At 66.8% G+C, this 23,366-nt stretch carries 17 protein-coding genes and 2 pseudogenes; 11 read left to right on the plus strand and 8 right to left on the minus strand.

Annotation, left to right across the window (positions count from 1 at the left end):
• Positions 1-77: 77 nt before the first annotated feature.
• Positions 78-773 (minus strand): hypothetical protein, encoded by a 696-nt coding sequence (locus GobsT_RS26460; protein WP_010039086.1) that lies wholly within the window; start codon positions 771-773, stop codon positions 78-80.
• 180 nt (positions 774-953) lie between these two features.
• Between GobsT_RS26460 and glgX the strand changes: the two genes are divergently transcribed.
• Positions 954-3,113, plus strand: a complete 2,160-nt coding sequence (glgX, locus tag GobsT_RS26465) for a glycogen debranching protein GlgX (protein WP_010039082.1) — start codon at positions 954-956, stop codon at positions 3,111-3,113.
• Positions 3,114-3,122: 9 nt separating this feature from the next.
• Positions 3,123-4,466: a trehalase family glycosidase gene (locus GobsT_RS26470; protein WP_010039078.1), complete on the plus strand. Its 1,344-nt coding sequence runs from the start codon at positions 3,123-3,125 to the stop codon at positions 4,464-4,466.
• Positions 4,467-5,051: 585 nt separating this feature from the next.
• Here the strand turns inward: GobsT_RS26470 and maoP are convergent.
• A complete protein-coding gene (gene maoP, locus GobsT_RS26475) occupies positions 5,052-5,747 on the minus strand; it encodes a DUF413 domain-containing protein (RefSeq protein ID WP_033198224.1) in 696 nt (231 codons plus the stop codon).
• 113 nt (positions 5,748-5,860) lie between these two features.
• Here maoP and GobsT_RS26480 point away from each other — a divergent pair, with 113 nt between their 5' ends.
• Genes GobsT_RS26480 through GobsT_RS26490 form a run of 3 tightly spaced genes read left to right on the plus strand, consistent with a single transcriptional unit; the run spans position 5,861 to position 8,747 of the window.
• On the plus strand, positions 5,861-6,559 hold the full coding sequence (locus GobsT_RS26480) for a methyltransferase domain-containing protein (RefSeq protein WP_010039073.1): 699 nt from the start codon (positions 5,861-5,863) through the stop codon (positions 6,557-6,559).
• Positions 6,556-7,647 carry an NAD(P)/FAD-dependent oxidoreductase gene (locus GobsT_RS26485; protein WP_197905149.1) on the plus strand — a complete coding sequence of 364 codons (1,092 nt, stop codon included), beginning with the start codon at positions 6,556-6,558 and terminating at the stop codon, positions 7,645-7,647. The genes GobsT_RS26480 and GobsT_RS26485 overlap by 4 nt, the downstream gene beginning before the upstream one ends.
• A complete protein-coding gene (locus GobsT_RS26490) occupies positions 7,644-8,747 on the plus strand; it encodes a type III polyketide synthase (protein ID WP_010039061.1) in 1,104 nt (367 codons plus the stop codon). The genes GobsT_RS26485 and GobsT_RS26490 overlap by 4 nt, the downstream gene beginning before the upstream one ends.
• A 370-nt stretch (positions 8,748-9,117) precedes the next feature.
• Here GobsT_RS26490 and gluQRS read toward each other — a convergent pair whose 3' ends face one another.
• Positions 9,118-10,065 carry a tRNA glutamyl-Q(34) synthetase GluQRS gene (gene gluQRS / locus GobsT_RS26495; RefSeq protein WP_029600855.1) on the minus strand — a complete coding sequence of 316 codons (948 nt, stop codon included), beginning with the start codon at positions 10,063-10,065 and terminating at the stop codon, positions 9,118-9,120.
• 89 nt (positions 10,066-10,154) lie between these two features.
• On the opposite strand from gluQRS, the gene GobsT_RS26500 reads away from it, so the two are divergent.
• From GobsT_RS26500 to GobsT_RS26520, 5 genes are all read left to right on the plus strand, one after another.
• Positions 10,155-14,063 carry a hypothetical protein gene (locus GobsT_RS26500; RefSeq protein ID WP_010039057.1) on the plus strand — a complete coding sequence of 1,303 codons (3,909 nt, stop codon included), beginning with the start codon at positions 10,155-10,157 and terminating at the stop codon, positions 14,061-14,063.
• A 207-nt stretch (positions 14,064-14,270) separates the two neighbouring features.
• The gene (locus GobsT_RS26505; RefSeq protein ID WP_010051564.1) at positions 14,271-14,507 is read left to right on the plus strand and encodes a DUF2934 domain-containing protein; all 237 of its coding nucleotides are present in this window, start codon (positions 14,271-14,273) and stop codon (positions 14,505-14,507) included.
• On the plus strand, positions 14,504-15,256 hold the full coding sequence (cbiQ, locus tag GobsT_RS26510) for a cobalt ECF transporter T component CbiQ (RefSeq protein WP_010051562.1): 753 nt from the start codon (positions 14,504-14,506) through the stop codon (positions 15,254-15,256). The genes GobsT_RS26505 and cbiQ overlap by 4 nt, the downstream gene beginning before the upstream one ends.
• Positions 15,256-16,053: an energy-coupling factor ABC transporter ATP-binding protein gene (locus GobsT_RS26515; protein ID WP_010051560.1), complete on the plus strand. Its 798-nt coding sequence runs from the start codon at positions 15,256-15,258 to the stop codon at positions 16,051-16,053. The genes cbiQ and GobsT_RS26515 overlap by 1 nt, the downstream gene beginning before the upstream one ends.
• 89 nt (positions 16,054-16,142) lie before the next feature.
• On the plus strand, positions 16,143-16,976 hold the full coding sequence (locus GobsT_RS26520; protein WP_010051558.1) for a glycosyltransferase family 2 protein: 834 nt from the start codon (positions 16,143-16,145) through the stop codon (positions 16,974-16,976).
• A 969-nt stretch (positions 16,977-17,945) separates the two neighbouring features.
• Here GobsT_RS26520 and GobsT_RS40610 read toward each other — a convergent pair.
• The 4 genes and pseudogenes from GobsT_RS40610 to GobsT_RS26540 all read right to left on the minus strand — a co-directional run.
• Positions 17,946-18,149 carry an SdrD B-like domain-containing protein gene (locus GobsT_RS40610; protein ID WP_081471447.1) on the minus strand — a complete coding sequence of 68 codons (204 nt, stop codon included), beginning with the start codon at positions 18,147-18,149 and terminating at the stop codon, positions 17,946-17,948.
• A gap of 768 nt (positions 18,150-18,917) precedes the next feature.
• Positions 18,918-19,394 carry a lipocalin-like domain-containing protein gene (locus tag GobsT_RS26530; protein WP_071529236.1) on the minus strand — a complete coding sequence of 159 codons (477 nt, stop codon included), beginning with the start codon at positions 19,392-19,394 and terminating at the stop codon, positions 18,918-18,920.
• 281 nt (positions 19,395-19,675) lie between these two features.
• Complete coding sequence (locus GobsT_RS26535; RefSeq protein ID WP_148087880.1) at positions 19,676-20,140, minus strand: lipocalin family protein; 465 nt, start codon at positions 20,138-20,140, stop codon at positions 19,676-19,678.
• An 82-nt stretch (positions 20,141-20,222) separates the two neighbouring features.
• A pseudogene (locus tag GobsT_RS26540) lies at positions 20,223-20,759 on the minus strand (IS66 family transposase); the annotation flags it as partial.
• A 60-nt stretch (positions 20,760-20,819) separates the two neighbouring features.
• Between GobsT_RS26540 and GobsT_RS26545 the strand changes: the two are divergent.
• Complete coding sequence (locus GobsT_RS26545; RefSeq protein ID WP_109570861.1) at positions 20,820-22,118, plus strand: IS701 family transposase; 1,299 nt, start codon at positions 20,820-20,822, stop codon at positions 22,116-22,118.
• Positions 22,119-22,237: 119 nt separating this feature from the next.
• Here GobsT_RS26545 and GobsT_RS26550 read toward each other — a convergent pair.
• Positions 22,238-23,113: pseudogene (locus tag GobsT_RS26550) on the minus strand (DUF6444 domain-containing protein); the annotation flags it as partial.
• Positions 23,114-23,366 lie beyond the last annotated feature (253 nt).

The following is a 23,366-nucleotide window of genomic DNA, read 5'->3' on the forward strand; positions in this document are numbered from 1 at the left end:
ACGCAACCGATGTGCCGCTCACGCCAACGAGCGGAACCGCCGGGTCAGCCGCGCCCGCTGACGCGCACGCTTCCCAATCACGACACGGCCACTTCCCGGCGTTCGATTGCGATCGCCCGCCCGGTCGACAGCAACCGGAACGCCACCCCGCGCCCGGCCATCGCGCCGCCGATCGCCGCCGCCATCGATAACATCACGCCCACAAGTGCGGCCCATGATGCTCCGATGGCAGCGCGCTCGGCCCGCTCGCGCGTCGCGGGGTCGGCGGCCGCTTCCCGGGCCTTGTTCGGGTCCATGTTGGCCTTCCACGCGTCGATCCGCTCTTGCGAGACGCCGGCGTCGCGGGCCGACTGTTCCCAGTTCTGCGCCGCGGGGCTCTGCGCCGCGACCATCGATCCGCCCACGAGCGCGAAGTACCCCGCGCGGGCGCCCATTCCCACCAGCGCGAGCGAGAAGCCGACCACCAGCGCCCAGGTGAGGATGCCGTACAGCACCGCCTCGCGCTCGTTCTCGCCGGCGGTGAGTTGGGTGCTCACCCAGCCGCCCACGAACAGGGCGACGATGATGCTCAGGAGGGCCGCGACGAGCGCCCCGACGCCGATCGCGTTGGCCCGCACTCCAGCCTCCGCGATGGTCAGCCCGATGGCCCCGAAGAACAGGGTGAGCACCAGGTTCGTGGCGACGGCACAGATGGCCCCGGCCAGAATTGCGGGCCACGAGAGGCGGCTTCGGACACCGGTCACGTCTTCCATTTTCAATTGCTCGATTGCCATATGCTTGCTCGCTGCGTGTAAGGTGGGGAACGGTGAGTCGCGCGACATTCGCGCCGCTCTCTTCATTTGCACGAGGCGTGCCGCCGGATCGGAGTTCGGAATCTCGCGCCCCGGTACGGAATTCGCTATCGGTGGGCGCCGCTGGCGCGGAGTCCGCGCCATGACATCCAGGAGACGTTCATGCGTGTGTGGCCGGGGCGCCCGTATCCGCTGGGGGCGACGTGGGACGGGGTGGGTGTGAACTTCGCCGTGTTTAGTGAGCACGCCACCGAAATCGATTTGTGTCTGTTTGATGGCCCCGGACTGGTTGAGACCCGCGTCCCGTTGCGCGAGCGGACCGACCAGGTGTGGCACTGCTACCTCCCGGACGCCCTCCCGGGGCAGCTCTACGGGTTCCGGGCGGCGGGGCCGTTCGAGCCCGAAAAAGGGCTGCGGTTCAACCCCCACAAGCTGCTCTTTGATCCGTACGCAAAGGCCGTGGGCCGCGGGCTGACGTGGCACGACGCGCTGTTCGGCTACACCATCGGCCGCGACGACACCACCCTCGACGCCCGTGACAGCTCCGCGTTCGCGCCGCTGGCCGCGGTGGTCGACGGCGCGTTCACCTGGGACAGTGACCGCCGGCCCGGCCGGCCCTGGCACGAGACGCTGATCTACGAGCTTCACGTCAAGGGGTTCACGCAGCGCATGCCGGGCGTGCCGGACCGCATGCGCGGCACCTACGCAGGCATCGCGTCCGAGGCCGCGCTCGATCACCTGCGGCAGCTCAACGTCACCGCGGTCGAACTGCTGCCGGTCCACTACCGCGTGGACGACCGGCACCTCATGGAAAAGGGGCTCACGAACTACTGGGGGTACAACACGCTGGGGTTCTTCGCCCCGGACCCGCGGTTCAGCACCGACCCGGGCGACCCGGGCGCCGCGGTGCGCGAGTTCAAGAGCATGGTGCGGTCGCTCCACGCGGCCGGCATCGAGGTGATCCTCGACGTGGTGTACAACCACACCGCCGAGGGCAACCAGATGGGGCCGACGCTCTCGTTCCGCGGGCTGGACAACTCCAGCTACTACTTCCTCTCGCCGGAGGACCGGCGCTACTACATGGACTTCACCGCCTGCGGGAACAGTCCGAACATGCAGCACCCGCGCGTGCTGCAACTCATCATGGACAGCCTGCGGTACTGGGTCGAGGAGATGCGGGTCGACGGGTTCCGGTTCGACCTCGCCCCCACCCTGGCGCGGGAGCTGGCCGAGGTGGACAAGCTCGGATCGTTCTTCGACATCATCCACCAGGACCCGGTGCTGTCGCGGGTGAAGCTGATCGCCGAGCCGTGGGACATCGGCCCGGGCGGGTATATGGTCGGCAACTTCCCGGTCGGGTGGACCGAGTGGAACGGCGAGTACCGGGACGCGGCCCGCGCGTTCTGGGCCGGCCGGGACGTGCCCACCAAGACTCTCGCCCACCGGCTCACCGGCTCGGGCGACCTGTACGAGCGCACCGGCCGCCGCCCGTACGCGAGCATCAACTTCGTGACCTGTCATGACGGGTTCACTCTGTGTGACCTGGTGAGCTACGAGCAAAAGCGCAACTGGGCGAACGGGGAAGACAACCGGGACGGTAGTAACGACAACCACAACTGGAACTGCGGGCACGAGGGGCCGACCGACGATACCAAGGTGCTCGCCCGGCGCGCCCGGCAGCGCCGCAACATGTTCGCCACGCTGATGCTCAGCCAGGGCGTGCCGATGGTGCTGGCGGGCGACGAGCTGGGCCACACGCAGCAGGGCAACAACAACACGTACTGCCAGGACAACGAGCTGACCTGGCTCGACTGGGCGGCGGCCGACCGGGAATTCCTCCGGTTCGCGCGGGCGGTTGCGCAAATCTGGCGGGACCAGCCCGTTCTCAAGCGGCGGACGTTCTTCCAGGGCCGCGCGATCCGCGGCGCGGGCGTCGCGGACGTGTCGTGGTTCCGCCCCAGCGGGCACGAGCTGACCGACGCGGAGTGGGAGGAGCCGCACAAGTGCGTCGGGATGCGCCTGGCGGGCGATTGCATCCGCGAGGTCGACGAGCGGGGCGAACCCATCCGCGGCGATACGCTGCTGGTGATCATGAACGCGAGCCAAAAAACGGTCCGGTTCGTGCTTCCGGCAACGAACCCCGAGCACGTGTGGGAACTGATGTTCGACACGGCCGACGACTGTGCCCCGGCTGTAACGCTCGCGGGCGGGGAACGGTACGAGTTAAAGGACCACACGCTGGCGGTGCTCCGCACGCGGCCCCAGGCGCCCCCGACCGCGGAGGTGGCCGCGCTGCTGCGGGCCGCCCGGCGCGTGGTGTAAGGAGCCGCGATGGGAGTCGGTAACCTGATGGCCATGCCCACACAGATCACCGCAACGTGGCAGGCGGCCGCCCCGCCCGAACCGCCCGAACCGCCCGCGCCGCACCGGGGCGCGTCCGAGGGACCGACGGCCGCGGCCCATCCGTCCCCCTACGAGCCGGTGCTCCAGTACGTCACGGCCTTCTGGGACCGGCTGTTCCGGTTCCACCCGCACGACGAGGGCACCCTGATCGGGCTGCCGCGGGCGTACGTGGTGCCGTCGGTGGACCCGGTGCGCCCGCTGTTCCAGGAGATGTACTACTGGGACAGCTACTTCAGCGCGCTGGGGTTGCTCGGCACCCTGCACGAGTGGCTGGTGTTCGACCTCGCGGAGAACATGGCGGCCCTGGTGGAGCGGTTCGGGTTCATCCCGAACGGGACGCGGTACTACTTCACTTCCCGGAGCCAGCCGCCGTTCTTCACCAAGATGTACCGGCTCGCGCACGAGCTGAAGGCGGCCCGCGGCGACGCCGACGCCGACGAGTACCTGCGCCACATGACCCGGCTCGGGGTGCGCGAGCACGAGACGTGCTGGCTGGGCGAGAAGCACCCGCACGAGCGCCGCAAGTACCGCGGCCTGTCGCGGTACCACGACATCAACTACAGTCACTTCCTGGCGTCGTGCGAGAGCGGGTGGGACCACTCCACGCGGTGCGACGGCACGGAACCGGGGGCCGAGGCCGGCCGCTGGATGGACTTCCTGCCGGTGTGCCTGAACAGCATCCTGTACGCCCGCGAGGTGGACTTCGCGTGGGCGTTCGCGCGGCTCGGCGCGGCCACCGAGGCGGACTACTGGCAGCGGGCCGCGGAAGAGCGCGCCGCGACCATGAACGAGTTGATGTGGGACGAGGGCCAAGGGTTCTTCTTCGACTTCGACTGGAAGGCCGAGCGCCGGTCCCCGTGCGCGTCCCTGGCCGGGTTCTACCCGCTGTGGGCCGGGTTCGCGACGCAGCGCCAGGCGGAGGTGATCGTCGAGCGGTGGCTGCCGCAGTTCCTCCTCCCGGGCGGTCTGGTGACCGCGCTCGACTCCCACCCCGGGCGGCAGTGGGCGTACCCGAACGGATGGGCGCCGCTCCAGTGGCTCGCGGCGACCGGCCTCGACCGGTACGGCTTCAAGGCCGAGGCGAACGAGGTGCGGCGGCGGTGGTGCGACACCTGCACCTACGCTTTCACGAAAGCCGGCACGCTGGCAGAGAAGTACAACGTGGCAGACCCGCACGCCGAACCCGAACACGGGTTGTACGGACTGGTGCAGGGGTTCGGGTGGACCAACGGCGTGTTCGTGGACTTCGCCCGCTCGCTCGCCAGTGCCTGAGCCGGTTCGCGGGGTTGCGCGGCGCGTTCGGCGCCGCCCGACCTTTTGCCAAAACGGAATGACCCGTTCCCGTTCAGCGTCGCGCCGATGGTTGAGCAATTGGCACATCAGGTATTCCCCTGCCCCATTTCCGCCGTTTGGTAGTTCTCGCAGTCCAAAGGCCGCTTCCGTTGACCCATGCGAAGCCGCTGAAACCGGGTAGTCAACCGAAACGCAAATCGCGATCGCACAGGCCGACCGAATCACAAGTAATTTCCGCCAAATGACTTACCGCACCCTACTTGTGCGTCTCGCAACGGGTCTTGGTTGGCACCGGAAACCGCGCCCGGGTCTTGGGACCCGGGATTCGGTGGTAGCGATCACCCAGCGATTCGGTAGCGAACGGGCAGCGAACCGCCTCTCGATGTCCAGTCGGCGTACCGTCGGTTGTCGGGCAGTTCCGGTTATCCTTGTAGCCCGCGGAGTCAGCGGGCGGCGCTCCGGACACCACAACTCGCTTTGCCACACGGTTTCGTGACCGCCCGCGGAGCGAGCAGACCCACGGAAGACCGGAACCGCCCTAAACTCGGTCCGAAGTCTTGCCGGCTACTCGGCTGATGGCACGGGTGGTTCTGGCGGGCTCAGTTCGCTCGCCGCGGTCCCCCGAGCGGGCAGACCGTCACTGTAGCGCAGGGCGACCGACGGTTTGCCCGTCTTGCGGAACGCGAGTATTTCGGGGTGCTCCTCCGCGTAAGCCGCGAGCTTGTCGCTGTCCCAGGTCACTGGCGGGGAGCGGTACGTCACTTTGATCGCTCCCGCGCCGACGCTCCGGCCGAGCGAGAGCACCAGTTCCCGCAGCTCCTGCTCCGCCTGCGCGGCCTCGGCACTGGCGGCCTGTATTTGCTCCGCGAACGCGGCGTCCACCTCGTCGAGTTGGTCGCGGATGGTGGCCAGCACGGCGGTCCGGGCGTCGCGGTATTCGGCGTCGAGCAACAGCGACTTCGCGCGGGCCGTCTGGAGCGCGTGCAGCCGGTCCGACACGAGGGCGGCAACGTCCCGCTCCCGCGCCACCTTGGCCCACGCCCGCTCGAAGTCGCTGGCCGGCTCACCCTCGCCCCGGGCGACCAGGACGAACTGCTCCTGGCTCGTCGTGGTGGGCCGAATCGCACCCGAAACAAGTGCCTCCATCCACCGGCCGTACTTGGTGAGCAGTTCGCGCTCGGCGGGTGTGAACGACTCCCCCGGCGGGACGAAGAAGTCGTGCCGGGCGAGGTACGCGGCGTGGTCTTCCGGGTGCAGCATGGTTCCGGTCCCGTGAACGTCGGCGATTCCGCCGGGCACCGTAGCACATCGGGTTTGCGACCACAACGACCGCGGGCGCTACAATAAGCCCCGTCTGCCCCACGGAGCCGCACGTGATTTTGAGCAGCCTCCGCGCCCGCGCCCGCATCCCGGAGCTGATGGACGATCCCGCCATCGACCCCGCCGAACACCGGCACGCGCTGGAGGGGTTGCGCCGGCTGAACCGGGCCAGCGACAGCGCCGGCGTGCTGTGGCCCGCTATCGCGGAACTGTCCGCCCGGCTCGGGCGACCGGTGAAGGTGCTGGACGTGGCGACCGGGAGCGGCGACGTGCCCCGCGGGCTGCTCCGGCGTGCGGAGCGAGCGGGCGTGGGGCTCGAAATGGCCGGGTGCGACATCAGCCCCACGGCACTCGACGAAGCCGCCCGACAGGCACCCGGCGTCCGGTTCTTCCAGCACGATGCGTTACACGCCCGGCTGCCGACGGGCTTCGACGTGGTGACGTGCTCGCTGTTCCTCCACCACCTGAGCGGGGACGAGGCGATCGCCTTACTGGCGAACATGGAAAACGCCGCCGAACACCTGGTGCTGGTGAACGATCTCGCCCGCTCGCGGTTTAACTACTGCGGTGTGTGGCTCGCGTGCCACCTGCTGACCCGGTCGCGGGTGGTGCGGTTCGACGGCCCGGCGTCGGTGCGGTCGGCGTTCACGCCCGCCGAGGCGCTCGCTCTGGCCCGCCGCGCCGGGCTGAGCGGCGCAACCGTGCGGGGCCGGTTCCCCGCCCGGTTCCTTCTGTCATGGAGTCGCCGGTGACGCACGACGCCGTTGTCATCGGGGCCGGTCCCGCCGGGGCGGTCGCGGCGCGCGAGCTGGCCCGGCGGGGCTGCTCCGTGCTGCTCGTCGACAAGGCACAGTTCCCGCGGCCGAAAGTGTGCGGGTGCTGTCTCAACGGGTCCGCGGTCGGCACGCTCCGGCGGCTCGGACTGGGGCACGTTCTGGACCGCGGGGTGCCGCTCCGAAACGTGCGCATCGGCGCCGGCCGGCGCGCCGCGGTCGTGAAACTGCCCGGCGGGGCGGCGCTGTCGCGAGAGTCCTTTGATGTCGCCCTGATTCGCGAGGCCGAGAAGGCGGGGGCACGGCTACGCGAAGGCGTTACCGCGAAACCCGGCCCCTTGGGCGAAGTGTATCTCGGGGCCGAGAGCGTCGGCACAAAGGTCACGATCGTTGCCTCGGGGCTGACGGGCAGCGACGCTCACCCCGAGCCGGGGGCGCGGATCGGCGCCGGGGTGGTGGTGCCCGCGAACGCAGCGCCCAGCTTCTTCGCCCCCGGCACCATTTTCATGGCCACCGGGAGCGGCGGGTACGTCGGGCTGGTGCGCGTCGAGGACGGGCGGTTGGACGTGGCCGCGGCGTTCGATGTGTCGTTCGTGAAGTCGCAGGGCGGGCTCGGCCCCGCCGCCGAGGCGGTGCTGGGCGCGGTCGGGTGGCCGGTCCCGCCCGGGCTAGCGGAACTCCCGTGGAAGGGCACACCGGCGCTCACCCGCCACCCGGAGCGATTGGCGGGCGAGCGGTGGTTCGCCATCGGCGACGCCGCCGGCTACGTGGAGCCGTTCACCGGTGAAGGCATGGCCTGGGCGGTCGCGTCCGCGGCGGCGGTCGCTCCCATCGCGGCACGCGGCGTGCTGCATTGGTCCCCTTCCCTGGTCCGCGAATGGGAAGCCACGCACCGGCGTGCCGTCGGTCGCCGACAGCACGTGTGCCGGATCGTATCGCGGGTGCTGCGGTCGCCGGCGCTGACGGCGACCGCGGTTCGTGCGCTGTGCGCGTTCCCGTTTCTGTCGCGCCCAGTCGTTCGCGGTCTGAACCGCCCTGCCCCGTGCCCCCACGGTACACCCGCATGAGCTTTGCGATTCACGGCCTCGGCACCGCGCACCCGCCCGACCCGATGACCGCGGCCCAGGGGCTCGGGCTCGCGCGCGCCCTCGCGGGGTCGGACGTGCGCACCTCCACCTGGCTCAACCCGATCTACGCGAACTCCGGAGTGACGCAGCGGTTCCAGGTGATCGGCGGACCGGTGGTGCGCGACGTGCTGAACGGCACCACTCACACGAACTCGCCTTTTCTCCCCACTACCGCTAACGACGGGGTCGGACCGACCACGGGTCAGCGGATGGCGATCTACGCCCGCGAGGCCGGCCCGCTCGCGCTGCGGGCGTCACAACGCGCGCTGGCAGAGTCGGGCTTCGCGCCGGAATCGATCACGCACCTGTTGACGGTGTCGTGTACTGGCTTCGCCGCGCCGGGCGTCGATTTCGCGCTCATGACCGGGCTGGGGCTGAAGCCGACGGTGGCGCGAACGCACGTCGGGTTCATGGGGTGCCACGGGGCTCTGAACGGGCTGCGCGTGGCGAACGCGTTCGCGACCGCCGACCCGGCCGCCCGCGTGCTCGTGTGCGCGGTGGAATTGAGTAGCCTGCATTACTACTACGGCAGCGCCGCGGACAAGCTGATTGCGAACGCGATCTTCGCGGACGGTGCGGCGGCGGTGGTCGGAGCGAGCGTGGGGGGAAGCTCTTTCCCACTGACGCTCGTCGCGTCCGGTTCTTGCCTGATCCCGGACTCGGCCGCCGACATGGGCTGGACGGTTGGCGATCACGGGTTCGAGATGTCCCTGTCGCGGCGCGTCCCGGGGCAGATTGCGGCGCACCTGCGGCCGTGGCTCGAAGCGTGGCTGGCCGACAACGGGCTCGCGCTCGCGGACGTCAGGAGTTGGGCGGTCCACCCGGGCGGGCCGAAGATCGTCAGCGCCGTCGGCGAGTGCCTGGGGCTGTCGGCCGAGGCGCTCGCGCCGTCGCTCGGCGTGTTCGCGTCGAACGGCAACATGTCCAGCCCGACCGTGCTGTTCATCCTCGAAAAGCTGCGCGCGGCCGGCGCCCCGCGGCCCTGCGTCGCGCTCGGGTTCGGCCCCGGGCTGGTAGCCGAAGCAGCACTGTTCGTGTAGCAGTGTTTGACCGGATCGACCGGATGAAAGAACGCACTACCGGCGTCTGAAATCTCCAGACCGCGCCGCGGAATGAAGCCCTCTCGGGGGCGTTGTCCGCCCAGGGCGAGGGCCATGCGGCGCTTAATCGCGATGGGCGAAGGCCGTTTTTGACAGGATCGACAGGATAAACAGGATTTAAAACTGATCTGTCTTCATCCCCCCTATGTTCTGCACTGGGGCGGAACGCACTAAGCGGATAAACAGGATTTAAAACTGATCTGTCTTCATCCTGTTTATCCTGTCGATCCTGTCAAAAACTGCCTTCAGATTTGAGGCGCGCATACCACGTCGTTACGATCCGCCTGAAAAACGCTGACGGGTCTCGGCATCAGCCCGCGTACCCGATCGCGCTCAGCAAATCGGCGGTCAACACGAACGTGCGCTTCGGGATCGTTTCCAGCCGGAACCGCGCAATTAAATCACGCGCACGCACCGGCTCCGGCCGGTCGAGCCAGCCGCACGACCACCCCAGCAACCCGAGCAGAGCCTCCGGTTTAACGCCGGCGGAACGCAGCGCCGCGAGCCGCGTGTCGCCGTGGCGCTTGGCGAGCCGTCGGCCGTCCGCACCCACCACCAGCGGGACGTGCGCGAACGCCGGCGGGGCCAGCCCCAGCGCGCGATACAGCAGGAGTTGCCGCGGCGTGGACGGGATGAGGTCGTCGCCGCGCACCACTTCCGTCACGCCCATCGCGGCGTCGTCCACCACGACCGCGAGCTGATAAGCCGGCGTGCCGGCGCTTTTCCACACCACGAAATCGCCGCCCGCGTGCTTCAAATCGATCTGCTGCTCGCCCGCAAACAGGTCGGTGAACGCCGGGCTGTCGGCGACGCGAAACCGCCATGCGAACGGTTTGCCGTCACGCTGGAGTACGACCGCGTCCGCCGCAGAACGGTGCGCGCACGTGCCGGGGTAGGTGACTTCTTCCCCGGCATGTGGGGCGCTGGCCGCCGACGCGATGTCGCTGCGCGTGCAGGTACACGGGTAAATCTGTTCGGCCTGCTTCAGGGTTTCGAGGGCGGCTTCGTAGAGCGGGAGTCGCGTCGTCTGGGTGACAACTTCACCGTCCCAGTCGAGCCCGAGCCAGCGGAGGTCGTCGAGCGCCTGCTCCGCCGCGCCGGGCTTGATCCGCGGCGAGTCGATGTCCTCGATGCGGACCCGAACGGTTCCGCCGCCGGCCCGCGCCGCGAGCCACGCGACCAGGTACGTGCGGGCGTTCCCGACGTGCTGCGCGCCGGTCGGCGAGGGGGCCAGTCGGCCGGTGAGTGCGGTTGACATGCGCTCATCATAGCCGCCGTTGGGGTTGTGCGTTCGGTCCCGCAACGGCATGATCCGGCGCGGTTCGCCACTTCCCCCAGGAGGCGTCCATGTCGGGTCGAAGAACGTCCACGCTCACACTCGCGGTCGCGCTGCTCGTCGGAGCGGCCGGCGGCGCGGCGGCCCAGGAGCCGTTTCAAACGCCCCTTAACAGCGGGACCACGAACGGCGAAGGCACGGTCGTGCGCGCCGGGGACAGTGGCGTTTACCAGAGCGGTAATTACGGCTTCTTCATTCAAGCACGGGCAATCACTCCGGCTTGCAAGGATCTGTCGCGGGTCACGAAGGGCGGCTTCGGCTCGTACTGCGCGAGCCAGTTTCAGGTGAAACATGAGGACGGACTGTCGGGGGCAGTGACGCCAGCCCCGGGGAACGTTCCGAACGCACGCGCCACCAGGGGTTTGCAGTTCGGGTCGGTGCCCGGCGCAACCTCCGAACGCGCCCAGCCCAAGTTCCGGCACGTGGGCGGTCTGGTCGCTGGCGCCATTGCGGAGCGGGAGCAATGGGTGCCGCACGAAGACGCGGCTCAGAAATGGGGCGCCCGGCTTTCGATCGGCTGGGGTGGGACAACCGTTTTCTCCGCCGCAGCGCCCCTGGACGACATCGCGCAGGTGACCCAACCGGTCGTTCCAAGCCTCGCGCAAATCACGACCGGCGGTTTCGGCTCGTACTGCGCGTGCCTGCTCCCCCAACTTGATCGAGACGTCTCCCTGAGCTCCGGGGCGATTATTTTCAGCGGGTCAGTCAATACCGATTCCGACTCGCTCTCCTTGCTGTGGTCAGGCGCAACCAACGAGACTCTGCGTCAGGCCACGAAGGGCGGCTTCGGCTCGTACTGCGCGCCGTTGCTGCCGCGGGCCTACGTACCGGAGAGCCCGTACGTGCGTGTAGTTCGCGAGGCCGCTCCGGGAACGCACTTTATAGCGGCCGACGACGTGCGTGTGGCGACCCGGCAAGCGACCGGAAACGCACTGGTGTTCTCGCAGGCCGTCGCCGATCATCCGCCACCGAGCCCCACTTCCGAGCCCCGGCAAGTGTTCAACTTCGTCACCGGGCTATTCGGCAGCCCGCGGGACGCAACTCCGTCAGAAAGAACGTCTGACAAGACGGCCACGGCCTCCGTTCCGGCCGAAGTGGTGCCCACGTTCCGGCCGCTTCCACCGGCGCCGCCCGGCGTGATTCGCACCGTTGAGGCCGTCGAAGACGCGGTGATGACGCCGCCGACGTGCCCCCCGTGCCCGCTGCCGAAGGTCACACCGAATCCGCTGCTCGGGACGTGGTACCACGAAGCGCCGACGCTCGGGGTCGTGACCGCCCTGACCTTCGCGCACGACGAACTGAAAATGAGCGTGGCCCACCAGTTCAACGGGCACGTCCTGACGGTCAACGTCACCGCGCACTACACCCTCACGCCAGACGGGCTCGTCTACGGGGCCGTGACCGGCGCGGACGTGGGCATCAAAGCCGACCCGAAAGCGGAGTCACCGGCCGGTGAGTTGGCCAAAGCGGCGTTGATCTCCCAAATGGTCGTGGACGCCCCCTTTTCCTGTCGGACCAAAGCCACTTCCGCCGGACTGATGGTGAGCGGCGTCAAGTTCGGTCTGAAGCTGGAAGCGGACGAGAACGAACAACTTCAGATGGCGTTCGGCGGGCTGTTCAAGTGCGCGAAGGACGGGCAGGCTCCGCCGCAGCCGGTCGCCATCAAGACCAAGGCCGCCGGCAAGTGTGACTGCGGCTTTAATCCGAACGACTACGCGGATCTCAAACCGAAAGCTCAGCCGATCGAGTCCACCGGTGGTGCTACGTCGCGGCCCGCTCCCGTTACGCCAAGCGCCGGCACCGAGTCGTTCGGGCCGCCGTTCCTGACGAAGATTAAGGGCCTGGACCCGTACAGCCCGCAAGCGGTTCCGGCTGTTCCGCCTCCCGCGCCGGCGCGCCAGCCGGGGGTCTCGGAAGACAGCACCAAGCAGATGGCGCTGGAGGCGTTCGGCCAACTGCTCCAACAAAGCGGCGTGGTGCGCCCGGCCACAAGCGGGATGACGCTGCCTTCCGGACGGTATGAACCTTACCCTCAGTACTTTCCGCCGGACCCGGTCCCCCCGCTGCCGCGCGAGTTGGCGAACGAAGGCGCGGTGCGGCCCGCGACGGCGATCGATCCGTGCGCCGTCGAGCGTTTCAACTCCGTTGCCAAGCAGGCTACTTTAGCCCAGTTCGGTACTCCGAATTCGATCCTCAGCACGTGGTACCACGAGGTGCCGGCACACGGGGCCGTGATCGCCATGACGTTCACGCGCGACGAGTTGCAAACGCGCCTGACCCTCAGCGTCGAAGGGAACGTCCTCACGGTCGCCACGACCGCACGCTATACGTTCACGCCGGATGGGCAGGTGTTCGGCGTCGTCACCGGCGTTGATGTGGAGATGAAGGGCGGTAAGGCTGAAAAAACCGTCTCACACCTGCGCGGCGAACTGCAGGTGATGACACAAACTCTGCTGGGCGCACCGTTCGCGTTCCGCGCAAACGTCACCTCAATCGGGCTAACGGTGGAGGGCGCGAAGTGCGGGCTTAGCGCGGGGAAGAAAGAGGCCGATGTTGTAGGGGACGTGTTCAATGGCCAATTCAAGAAGGCCAATGGTGCCAACATTCCTCAGCCCACCGAACCCAAAATGAGCGGGTTCGTACCCGAGGCCGCAGTTGGTTCCACGACTCCCCCGAGTGGGCCGACTCGTCACGTGCGCCCTGGTATCGAGGTGGTTGCCGGTGAAGTTGGGGGGGGTGCCATCGACCAATCGTACCGTTATATAGAAGGCCCGACGACGATCCCTTACGTAGAAGGCCCGAACGGTGAGATAGTCACGGGCGCGCGCGGGGTGACGGTGCCCTCCGGACGGTGTGAACCTTGCCCGCAGAACGCCGTTCCCTTCGACTACGTTGCCACACAGGCCACGTTAGCCCCGCTGGCGGCACCGAAGGTCGGGACGTGGTACCGCATCGCCACACAGGGCACGGTCGCCCCGCTAGCGGCACCAAAGGGCGCGCCGGTCGGGACGTGGTACCGCGACATTGCCGGTAAGCAGTGCGTGGTGAAGGTGACCCCGGATCACCTCACCCTCACCGTCCACGACGCGCAAGAGGTGGACGGCAAGGTTTCGACCGCCAGCCTCGTCATCACGGCCGATTACCACCTCACCCGCGACGGGATCACCGCGCTGGGGCTCATCACGAGCGTGGACGTGAACTTCGAGGGCGACTTCCCGGCCGACGACTCGAAGCCGTTCTTCGAGATGCTCGGCGACCTGCAAAAGTCGCTCGAAGACAAGCCGCTGGCGCTGACGTTCCGCACCTACGGCGACTCGCTGGTGATCGGGAACGTGCGGATGCCGTCGGCGTCGGACCGGCTCGACGCGCAGCCGGCCGGGTACATGGCCGGACGGTATAAGGCCGCCGGGGACAAGCTGCCGAAACCGAAGCCGACCAAGATGCCGGCGGAGCCGAGAGCGTTCGTGCCGAACGGCCCGCCGCCGGGGTTGCCGGTCGGGGGCAACCCGGGTTCCTCGCTCGGGCAACCGCTCGGCGCCCCCGGAGGGTTCTTACCGCCGCCAGGAAATGCGCCCCCGGCCATCGGACCAACGTACCCCCCACCGCTCCCGTCGTCGAACAGCGACCTGCTCCCACCGCAGCAGATCCCGTCGGCCCCGCCCGCGCGGGTCGTGCCGTCGGGCGGTGAGGATTCGTGGGTGCCGCCGATGGCCCAGCCAGCCAAACCCGGGCCGGTGCGGCCGGTGATCGAGGGGGAAGAATCGAGAACAAAGGGGACGTTTAACCCGAATATTAGCGGGCTGTTGTTCCGGTCGGAAAGTGGTGACCTCCACCAGATCCAGAACGAGTGGCGCCGGTTCTGGTTCGACGACCGGCCGAGCGAGCCGACGCCGGAACGAATTCACGGCGGCATCTACTGATCGGTTTTCGGCGCATGATCTTGTCGGTACGCGTGCGGGGGCGGTGAGGGGCAACAAGTCCCCTCACCGCCCCCGCACGCGTACCGGCCCGGCTGCTGAGCATGGTAGACGACAAATGAAGATTCCGTGAGAGGCTGCTACCGCACTGCAATTCCGGCCGAATCGCACGCATATTAAACTGACTTTCACCTTCCGGAGGACGGCCCCATGCTGAACTGGATCAGGCGACGGCTCGCCAAGTCCGCTGCGTCCGCCGTCTTGACCGATCCGGCGCCGATGGACATCCTCCACGACAAGATCGCGGCCCGTGCGGCGGAAATCTGGGACCGAAAGGGACGCCCGCACGGTCAGGACGTACAGAACTGGATGGAGGCCGAGGCCGAACTGCGGGCCGAGTTCGCCGCCCATCCAACCCCCGAACCGTTGCCGCGAAAGCCCCGATGACGCTCGCGTTCCGCCACCGCCCGGCCCCCCCATCCCCGCTGAGCCGGTGGGACGGCCGGTGGAAGCTCGCCGCCGTCCTGCTCACCGTGGCCGCAATCGCCGCGCTCGATCGATTGGCTCCCGCTGCTGCGGCGTTGGGGCTGGGGTTGGGTTTGCTCGCACTGGCCCGGCTCCCGGGCTCCTGGGTCCGCCCCCGGTTACTCGTTTTCGCAGCCTCTGCCCTTCCCTTCCTCCTCGTTCTGCCGTTCACCCTGGACGGCGCCGGCTGGGATGTCGGCCCGGTCCACGTCTCCGAGCGCGGGCTGCTCGTCGGGCTCGCGGTGCTGTGCCGAGGGCTCGCGATCGGCAGCCTCGCACTTCTCCTGGTGGGCACCGCGCCGCTCCACCACACACTCGCCGCCGCGCACAAACTCAAAATGCCGGGGCTACTGGTTCAGCTCACGGTCCTGGCGTACCGCTACACCTTCTTGCTGGCGGACGAGTTGCGCCGGCTGCGGGTGGCGATGCGCACCCGCGGGTTCCGCGTGAGCGCCGACCGCCACGGCTACCGCACACTCGGGCACGCGACCGGGGCGCTGCTCGTGCGCGGGGCCGATCGCGCCGACCACGTGGCCGCCGCGATGCGGTGCCGCGGGTTCGACGGCACATTTCACACACTTTTAGGATTTCGTACTACCGCCAGCGATATCATCTCCTTTGCGGCCCTCGTCGCCGCGGCCGTCGCCCTTGTGCTGTGGGACCGCGCTTAATGCGGAACGCGGAACTCGCTACCCGTACCGAAACGATCGAACGCCCCGCCGGCTCGGCTCCCCGCGCTCTGCCCCCCGCGCTCCGCGCGTCCGCACTGTCACACCGATACGCGGACGGCCGCCCGGCACTCGAAGGCGTCTCGTTCGATCTGGAGCCCGGGGCGTGCGTGGCCATCGTCGGGCCGAACGGCGCCGGCAAGACGACGCTGTTCCTGCGGCTGTGCGGCGTGCTGAACGGCAAACCGGGACAGGCGTCCGTCGGCGGGCTCGACCCCGCGGTCCCGGAACACCGGAAGAAGCTGCCGGAGGTGGTCGGGGTGGTGTTCCAGAACCCCGACGACCAGCTTTTCAGCCCCACAGTCGCCGAGGACGTGGCGTTCGGCCCGCTAAACATGGGCCACCCGCCCGGGGAGGTGCGGGCGCGGGTGGCGGACGCGCTCGGCGCGGTCGGACTGTCCGGGGCCGGTGAGCGGGTGCCGTTCCAGCTTTCCGGCGGGGAGAAGCGCCGGGCCGCGCTCGCCGGTGTGCTCGCGATGCGCCCAGCGGTGCTGCTGCTCGACGAGCCGAGCATGTTCCTCGACCCGCGCAGCCGGCGCGAGCTGATCGGGCTGGTACGCGATCTGCCGGGCACGAAGCTCATCGCCACCCACGACCTCGACCTCGTTCTGGACACCTGCCCGCGGGTGCTGGTGCTGGACGCCGGCCGGATCGCGGCCGACGGCCCCGCCGAAAAGCTCCTGGCGGACCCGGAGCTGATGGAGCGGCACGGGCTGGAGGTGCCCCACCGGCTCCGCTGAGCGGCCCGGATTTCGGGAATCTGGCGACCGGTTCTGCATCATATATTGAACGGACCGTCGGTTCCGCCATTCACCCCGTGCGCCACACCATGCCTTCCACCCTGCTCGCCGAACCGCCGCTGAACCCCGTTCACGAGGTCTTTCACGTCGATCGCGTCCTGCGGCCGAGCGAAACCGGGCCGCAGCGCAAGCACAAGATCATTGCGGTGCTGCCCGCCTACAACGCGGAACAGACGCTCGCGGCCACGATCGCCGATTTCCCGGCGGGGTGCGTCGACGAAATCCTGCTCGTGGACGACGGGAGCAAGGACAACACCGTCGCCATCGCCCGCGAGATGGGGCTGACGGTCATCGTCCACGAGAAGAACACGGGCTACGGCGGCAACCAGAAAACGTGCTACAAGTACTGCCTGGACAACGGCGCCGACGTGGTGGTGATGATCCACCCGGACTACCAGTACGACGCCCGGGTGATCCCGCACGCCGTCGGGATGATCGAACTCGGCATCTGCGACGTGATCCTCGGGAACCGCGTCCGCAGCCGGGCCGAGGCGCTGAAGTGCGGGATGCCGTGGTGGAAGTACGTCAGCAACCGCGGGCTGACCGCGTTCGAGAACCTCTTCCTAGGGCAGAACCTGGGTGAGTTCCATTCGGGCTTCCGGGTGTACCGCCGCAACGTGTTGGAAACGATCCCGTTCGAGCGGAACAGTAACGACTTCGTGTTCGACACGCAGTTCCTGGTTCAGGCGGTCCACTTCGGGTTCCGCCTCGGCGACATCCCCGTTCCCGTCCGCTACTTCGACGAGGCGAGCCAGATCAACTTCCGTCGCAGCACGAAGTACGGCCTCCAGACGCTCACCGCCGTGGGCCGCTTCTGGCTCAACAAGTTCGGCTGGAAGAGCGACCTGTTCCGGCCGAAATAGTGCCCCGTGCGCGGCCCTTGATTCGTGCCGTGCTTGGGCCCGGCGCGAACGACGGTAACGCACCGGTACGGCGCCCGCGCCGGCACTCACCGCGCGCGCAAATCCGGGGTGCCGTTGGCGGCTTCTCGGAAGAACGTCTCCACACCCGGTCCGGCTCCCAGGCTCGGGCGCGGTCCAGGGCCGCCGCCCGGTGCCCGGCGCAAAATGCCGGGTCGTCCCACAGACGTTCGATCGCGAACACCCATCCCTCGACCTCCTCTGCGGTGGGTGCCTCGGTGAACCGTTCCGGACGCGGGAGCGTGTTCGGGGCCGCGGGCCTCTTCGCACGGGTCGGTATCGGGAGCAACTGGCATCGCGGGCATTTTTCCACCTTTCATTCCGCTCGCAACCACTCCGAACGGCCTCTGCCGCCTTATACCTGCATCGAGAAAATCGGGCACAAGTATTGGAAAGGAAACCGGTTGCGGCAATCAACCCGGGCTGTCATGGGGTCGACCCCACTCGCTCGGGGCGCCGCGATCGTGGAATCGGGCGCGATTCGTGGGTAGCGAACGCTCCAGCGGTTTGGCAGCGAATTGCCAGCGGGCCGGTAGCGGATGTCCCGTTGCTGCCCCTGTCCGTTACTCCCGGCTTCACGCGGTGTTCTTGTTCCGGCGGCAGGAATACAGCAAACCACCTGCAGCGTCGCTTCTGTTGACGAGCCGCGACCGCCCGGGAGCGCGGTCACGGCTCGTCAGGAAGGCGGACGTGCTACCGGGTCCGCGCGTCCGCCGATCCGCGCACGAGAACTCCCACAATAGCCAGATGGCACGGAGCGACCTGTGGGCGCGTACCGCCGGTGCGGTCGCCGCCCCCGGATGAAACGAGCGACGATGATGTGCGCGGCGTTCGGTATGGCGGGCCGCGCCCGAGCACGTGCCCCGGCGCGGCCCGCCATACCGAACGGAACGAAGATCGCTGGAATGCGGGTTAAATGCCCGAACTGCCGGACCCGCCGGAGCCGGCCCACCACATGCCCGCGTCCAGGTCCAGGTACTGCTGGTTGGCCGAAAGGCTGAACACGGCGCTGCGCCCGGTGGTGGTGTCGGCGTCGCTGTCGAGGGCGTCGTTACCGCCCTGGTCCTTGGGGCTGAACGTGTACCCGCCAGACGGGTGGAAGGTGCGAGCGGTGATGCGTGGGCTAAGGCCGGGCTTGGCTGCCTCTTGTAAGTGGTTGACGTAGCGATACTATTGTTGCGTCTAAAATTGAACAGCTATCTGTCTGCTGCCTTTTTAAATGCCATTCGCTCTCGTTCTGCCCCATCGCCCCCCCCACAAAACGGTCACGAGCTCAGTCTCGGAGATGGCTTCGATGGTAACCTCTCGTGTGCTGGCGACATCGCCCTCTTCGATACCGCCGCTGGTTAGTCGCAAGGTGGCATCTGACACTTTGTAGGTTCCAACGATGACGTGCGTCCGCCCCAGCGTATTGCTGCGAATGATTAGCTTGTCGGGCAACGAAAACTCGATAGATATGTCGGTATGCTCCTGGCAGTCTACGTTATTGATTGCAACTGCCTTCCACGTTCCAACGAGCAAGTCCTGTGTCGCTCTCGCTGCTGGCGGTGAAAAGTCCTTGTCCTTATCGCGTTCTCGCTGACCAAAAAAGTACCACGTCCCAGCGCACAAGAAAGTACAAGTCGCGACTAACGCAAGCAGTCGAAGTCGAGTGCCCATACTGTTTCCGTGATGGGCAGATGTAGAAAATGAATGCGGTAAAGGTACGCACATCCTAATATGCACCAGCTAGACTGACGACAGAAAGTACACGTCGATTGCTTGACCTCATGACTTGCGGCCTGCGATGAAGCCCCTGTAGACGTTCGCCCGAACTCCCGACGCGGGGTTGACCGGTGACTCACATGGCCGCGAGGTGTGTCACACCGCATCTTGAGGGAAGGCTCATTTCTTTCGGATGTACTCATACCTTGAGCGACCCCCGTCAACACGAGATGCGGTAACCAACTTCTCTTTAGTGATCTCTTCCGCCAGCAAGCTGTAAAATTTATTGTCATTTGTATATTTTAGCGAAACCACCTTGCCACTCACCTCGTATGTACCCTGCTGCTGCCTGATGCCATATTTTGCGTCATTTGTTTCAAATTCAAATGTTCCATTTTTGTTGAATCTTACAGTAACAGTTACAAGTTTTGGCACCGCTGGATTGCTTGTTTTGACAGCCTGCCACTCACCAACAAGCAGTTCATGCGTCGATGGCTTCTCGCGCGGCGGAGGCGCCAGCGGGCGCCCGTCGCCCACTCGTTTCTGATCCTGAGCGACAACCGCCCCCCAGCTACTCATCATCGGAACAGCATCGGCCACAAAAACGATAAGAGAGAATGTGAGCGATGCAAGCCGGGCAGGAAGTCGCGTTTTCACAACTAGATACTCCTGAAAATCAAACAAGCGCACCTATTGCCTTGAGAGGTGTGAATGGTAACTATCTTTATCTCGGCTTGCAAACAAATTCTACGAATTTGCCGATCAACAGGATTGCTGGCGGCTTGCGCGAACATCGCAGCCTGCATTTGCAGGCACTCGCTACGCACCGGCCGGCAACGCGTCGTGAGCTCACCCCTCGAAGCACTCGGCGCCAAGACTGCCCAGGCGAGCAAGGGAAAATCAATTACTCCTCCAAAAAGACAACGTTCGCGATTGTCTCACTCCCCTTCCAGGACACGTCGCCATCTCTTTGGGCTGTGAATTCGCCGCACGCCGAGTGTAGTTAAAATCTCCTTGTCGTTTATTTCTTCAATATTCATGTAGCGAGTTCGTATCGGGTTGCCGTCGTCATCAACCGGCGAAGTTATTGATAGAACCGTATCGCTGATCAGATACAATCCACTGACATCTGCCACCCTGCCGTTTTTGCAATCAACATGAATATCAATCAGGACATTCTCATGAAATTTGAAATATACATTCCAGTCATCTTGTATCTTTCGGCCATTTTCCTCAACCACTCGCCATTTCCCAATTATCATCTCCGCCACGGTCTTCTTCATTCGCGGCGGCGGCGCGGTGGGCAGCCCGCTCGCAGTCTCCTTCTCCGCGAGCGCGCCGACCTCGCTCGGCGGCACCTCAAGGGGAGCTGAGCAGCTAAATGCAAATAAGGTCACAGCCACGACTGGCAGAGCCGTAGCCGTTCACAGGTGAGACATCGGCATATCAGCGAATTGATATGCCGACGCCGTGCGGGAATTCGGATTAGGCCGGGAGCAGTGTCGGTGCCGGCTCGCCATTGCGGTGTGAGCGGATGGCGTCGGTGAGGAATGCCAAGGCGTTGCGGTTCTGCCGGCGGCACGAGGCGAGGACCGTCAAGATGCGTTCCACGAATCGGCTCCCGCGTTCGCTGTCGGTCCCGAAGCTGGTCTTGCGCCAGCACACCGCGTGGCGCACTTCGCGCTCGGCCGCGTTGTTGGTCGGTTCCACACCGACGACCCGCGCGAACGTCCACAACGACGCCTCGACGGCCAACAGGTCGCCGCAGGTGGCGGCGGTCTTGGCGCAGCTGCACGCGGCCCCGGTCCGCAGGTGCTCGCCGACCTGGTGACGCAATTCGGGGACGTAGCTGGATCGGAATGTGGACCGCGCGAGGGTTCCGCCCCGAACCCGATACCAGTGCTCGAACAGGGCGTTCGAACTCGCCAACAGAGCCGCACCGATCGCCATCCCGGAACCGCCGCGGTCGATCATCGCCTGGAAATCGCGACGCAGGTGCGCCCAGCACAGCTGGCGCTTGTGCTTAGTACTACTCCGTTAGAGGCACGAATCGTCTCAAGCGATTCGTGCCTCTAACGTTGCATGAAGACCTATACTCCTACTCTCGATCCTGCGGTCCTCGACCGGCTCCGTGAGTACGCGGCCCTGTTCGCGGATGAGTTCCCCCAGGCCAAGCCCGCTGCGTGGGCGGGCGTCTACCTCCAAGGGTTGCTGTTGGATGGGGAGCGCAAATCGATCGAACCGCTCTCCCACCGGGTGCGGCTGCCCGAGGGGCTCACCTCGAAGGATCCCGAGCAGGCGCTCCAACAGTTCGTCAACCAAAGCCCTTGGGATGACAAGGCCGTGCTCCGGCGCTACCGCGCGCACCTCGCCCCGACGTTCGCCAGCCCCGAAGGCATTTTCCTCTTCGACGACGTGTCCTTCCCCAAACAGGGGACGCACTCCGTCGGGGTCCAGCGGCAGTACTGCGGGGCGTTGGGCAAGAAGGCCAACTGCCAGGTCGCCGTCAGCGCCCACTATGTCGGCCCCAAAGGTCACTACCCTCTGGACGTCCGCCTGTACCTGCCGGACGCGTGGCTCAAGGACGGCAAGCGACTCAACAAGGTGGGCATTCCCAAGGACCAGCGGCGGTCCGTGACCAAACCGGAGATCGCTCTGGAATTGCTGGACCGGGTTCGGGCCGAGGGCTTGCCCGGTCGCTTCGTCGTGGCCGATGCCGGGTACGGTGTTTCGGGTCCGTTTCGCGCCGGGTTGGAGCAACGTGGGCTGACGTACATCGTCGGCGTGAACGGGGACTTCGTGGTGTTCACGGAACAACCGACGTGGGATCGGCCCACGGCCGGCCCATCCGGGCCGGGCCGGCCCCGGACGCGACCCCAGTTGGCCCCGAACAGTCCCCGACCCGTGACCTTGAGTGAACTGGCCGCGCGCACGCGGCGGCACCGGGTGGGCTGGCGCGAGGGCACGAAGGGGACGTTGTCCGAGCACTTCGCGTGGGTCCGGGTGTGGCCGGCCCACGGGTGGAAGACGGGCGAGTGTGCGGACGAGAAGCCGTTGTGGGTGTTGGTCGAGAAGCAAGGCGAGGATGGTCCGTTGAAGTTCGCATTCTCGAACCGACCGGCGGGCACGAGTCGGATCGCGGCGGTGCGGCTGTGGAAGAGCCGGTGGCCGGTGGAACAGGGGTACCAGCAATTGAAGGAGGAGTTGGGGTTGGACCACTTCGAGGGCCGGTCGTGGCGCGGGTTCCACCACCACGCGGCCATGACCCTGTTGGCGTACGGGTTCCTGTTGCTCGAGAGAGACCGGCTCGGGGCCGAACGGGATCGGGCCAACCGCACCCGCCCGGAGCGGGTAAAAAAGGGGGCGCCGAACCGCCCCTGACCTTGCCCGGCGTCCGCCGCGCGTTGCAACACCTGCTCCGCCCGTGGGCCCAGCCGGACTGTGTCCACTGCCGGGCACAGCACTTACATCCGATTCAAATCTAACGGAGTAGTATTAGAAAGGTGCGCGTACACCGGATACCGGTCGGTCGTGTGGACGGCCGCCGAGCCCGCTCGCAGGTCCTCGAAGGCGCTTCGGCCCCGGGTGTTGCGGATCAGGAAGGCCACCACGAACGTGGTCACGGCCACCCACAACCAGGCCCGCTGGCTCCCTTGGGTCCAGCCGGTCTCGTCCACGTTGGCCGGTTGCCCGCGGGCGTAGATCAGGGCGCCCGCGGCCACCGGCTTCAACGCCTCCGCGGTGCGGTGCTGGAGCTTGCACACCATCGCCGGGCTCAGGGGCAGGGCGAACAGGTCGGCGAACAATTGGCTCGTGCCGCGCTTGCCCAGGCGGCACGAGCCGGTGAGCATCGCGGCCACCGCCTGAGCCCGGGGCCCATATCCGGTCGCCGCCTCGGCCGGCACCGCCGCCACGGTCGTCGTGCCGCAGTGCGGGCACCGGAGCCGGTGGCACCGATACTCGGTGACGTGAGGCGTGATGACCGGGATCTCGTGGACCCGATGAACGGCCGGTTGCGGGTCGTCCCCGGTCAACGGGTGCGCACAGCCCCGGCACGTGGTCGGCTGGAGGGCCCGGATCTCATCGGCCGGCAGCAGGGTGCGTTCCGCCTTGGGGTGCCCCGGTTGGCCCCCGCGACGCTTGCCCGAGGGCGGCTTGGGCGGGGCCGGTTTCACGTGCGGGGCGTCGGACGAAGGGGGCTTGGACGAGTTGGTGGAGTTCTGGTTGAGACGGGCCTCGAGTTCCGCGACGCGGGTGGTGAGCCCGGTCACCTGGGCGGTGAGCTCGGCAATCGTGGCCTCCAGAATGCGGATATACGCCACGACCTGTGGGGGCAGGTCGCTCGGGAGTTCCGGCGGTTGAGGGACAGGCGTCATCGCGTCCGTTCAATTACGGAAGACGGGTACTTGAGGCAACCACTCACGGACCTCATGCAAAAAGCCCTGAAAAACGCAGGGCCAGTCTCCTGTGAACGGTTACGGCAGAGCCAGTCGTCGCGCGCTCATGGCAGCTCCCCAAGGGTAGGTCCAGTGTCATCACATTGATTCATTGAACGATTGAGCAAGGGCCGACACCGCCAACGTTAAACAATTTGCCGCGTATAGTCAATTAAAAATCAACCGCCCGTTC

Source organism: Gemmata obscuriglobus (assembly GCF_008065095.1).
GTDB classification, from domain to species: domain Bacteria; phylum Planctomycetota; class Planctomycetia; order Gemmatales; family Gemmataceae; genus Gemmata; species Gemmata obscuriglobus.

Bases quoted from the DNA above. Each gene is read 5' to 3' on its own strand.
- GobsT_RS26460 (WP_010039086.1), bottom strand. From the start codon at position 773: ATGGCAATCGAGCAATTGAAAATGGAAGACGTGACCGGTGTCCGAAGC.
- glgX (WP_010039082.1), top strand. From the start codon at position 954: ATGCGTGTGTGGCCGGGGCGCCCGTATCCGCTGGGGGCGACGTGGGAC.
- GobsT_RS26470 (WP_010039078.1), top strand. From the start codon at position 3,123: ATGGGAGTCGGTAACCTGATGGCCATGCCCACACAGATCACCGCAACG.
- maoP (WP_033198224.1), bottom strand. From the start codon at position 5,747: ATGCTGCACCCGGAAGACCACGCCGCGTACCTCGCCCGGCACGACTTC.
- GobsT_RS26490 (WP_010039061.1), top strand. From the start codon at position 7,644: ATGAGCTTTGCGATTCACGGCCTCGGCACCGCGCACCCGCCCGACCCG.
- gluQRS (WP_029600855.1), bottom strand. From the start codon at position 10,065: ATGTCAACCGCACTCACCGGCCGACTGGCCCCCTCGCCGACCGGCGCG.
- GobsT_RS26500 (WP_010039057.1), top strand. From the start codon at position 10,155: ATGTCGGGTCGAAGAACGTCCACGCTCACACTCGCGGTCGCGCTGCTC.
- GobsT_RS26505 (WP_010051564.1), top strand. From the start codon at position 14,271: ATGCTGAACTGGATCAGGCGACGGCTCGCCAAGTCCGCTGCGTCCGCC.
- cbiQ (WP_010051562.1), top strand. From the start codon at position 14,504: ATGACGCTCGCGTTCCGCCACCGCCCGGCCCCCCCATCCCCGCTGAGC.
- GobsT_RS26515 (WP_010051560.1), top strand. From the start codon at position 15,256: ATGCGGAACGCGGAACTCGCTACCCGTACCGAAACGATCGAACGCCCC.
- GobsT_RS26520 (WP_010051558.1), top strand. From the start codon at position 16,143: ATGCCTTCCACCCTGCTCGCCGAACCGCCGCTGAACCCCGTTCACGAG.
- GobsT_RS26545 (WP_109570861.1), top strand. From the start codon at position 20,820: ATGAAGACCTATACTCCTACTCTCGATCCTGCGGTCCTCGACCGGCTC.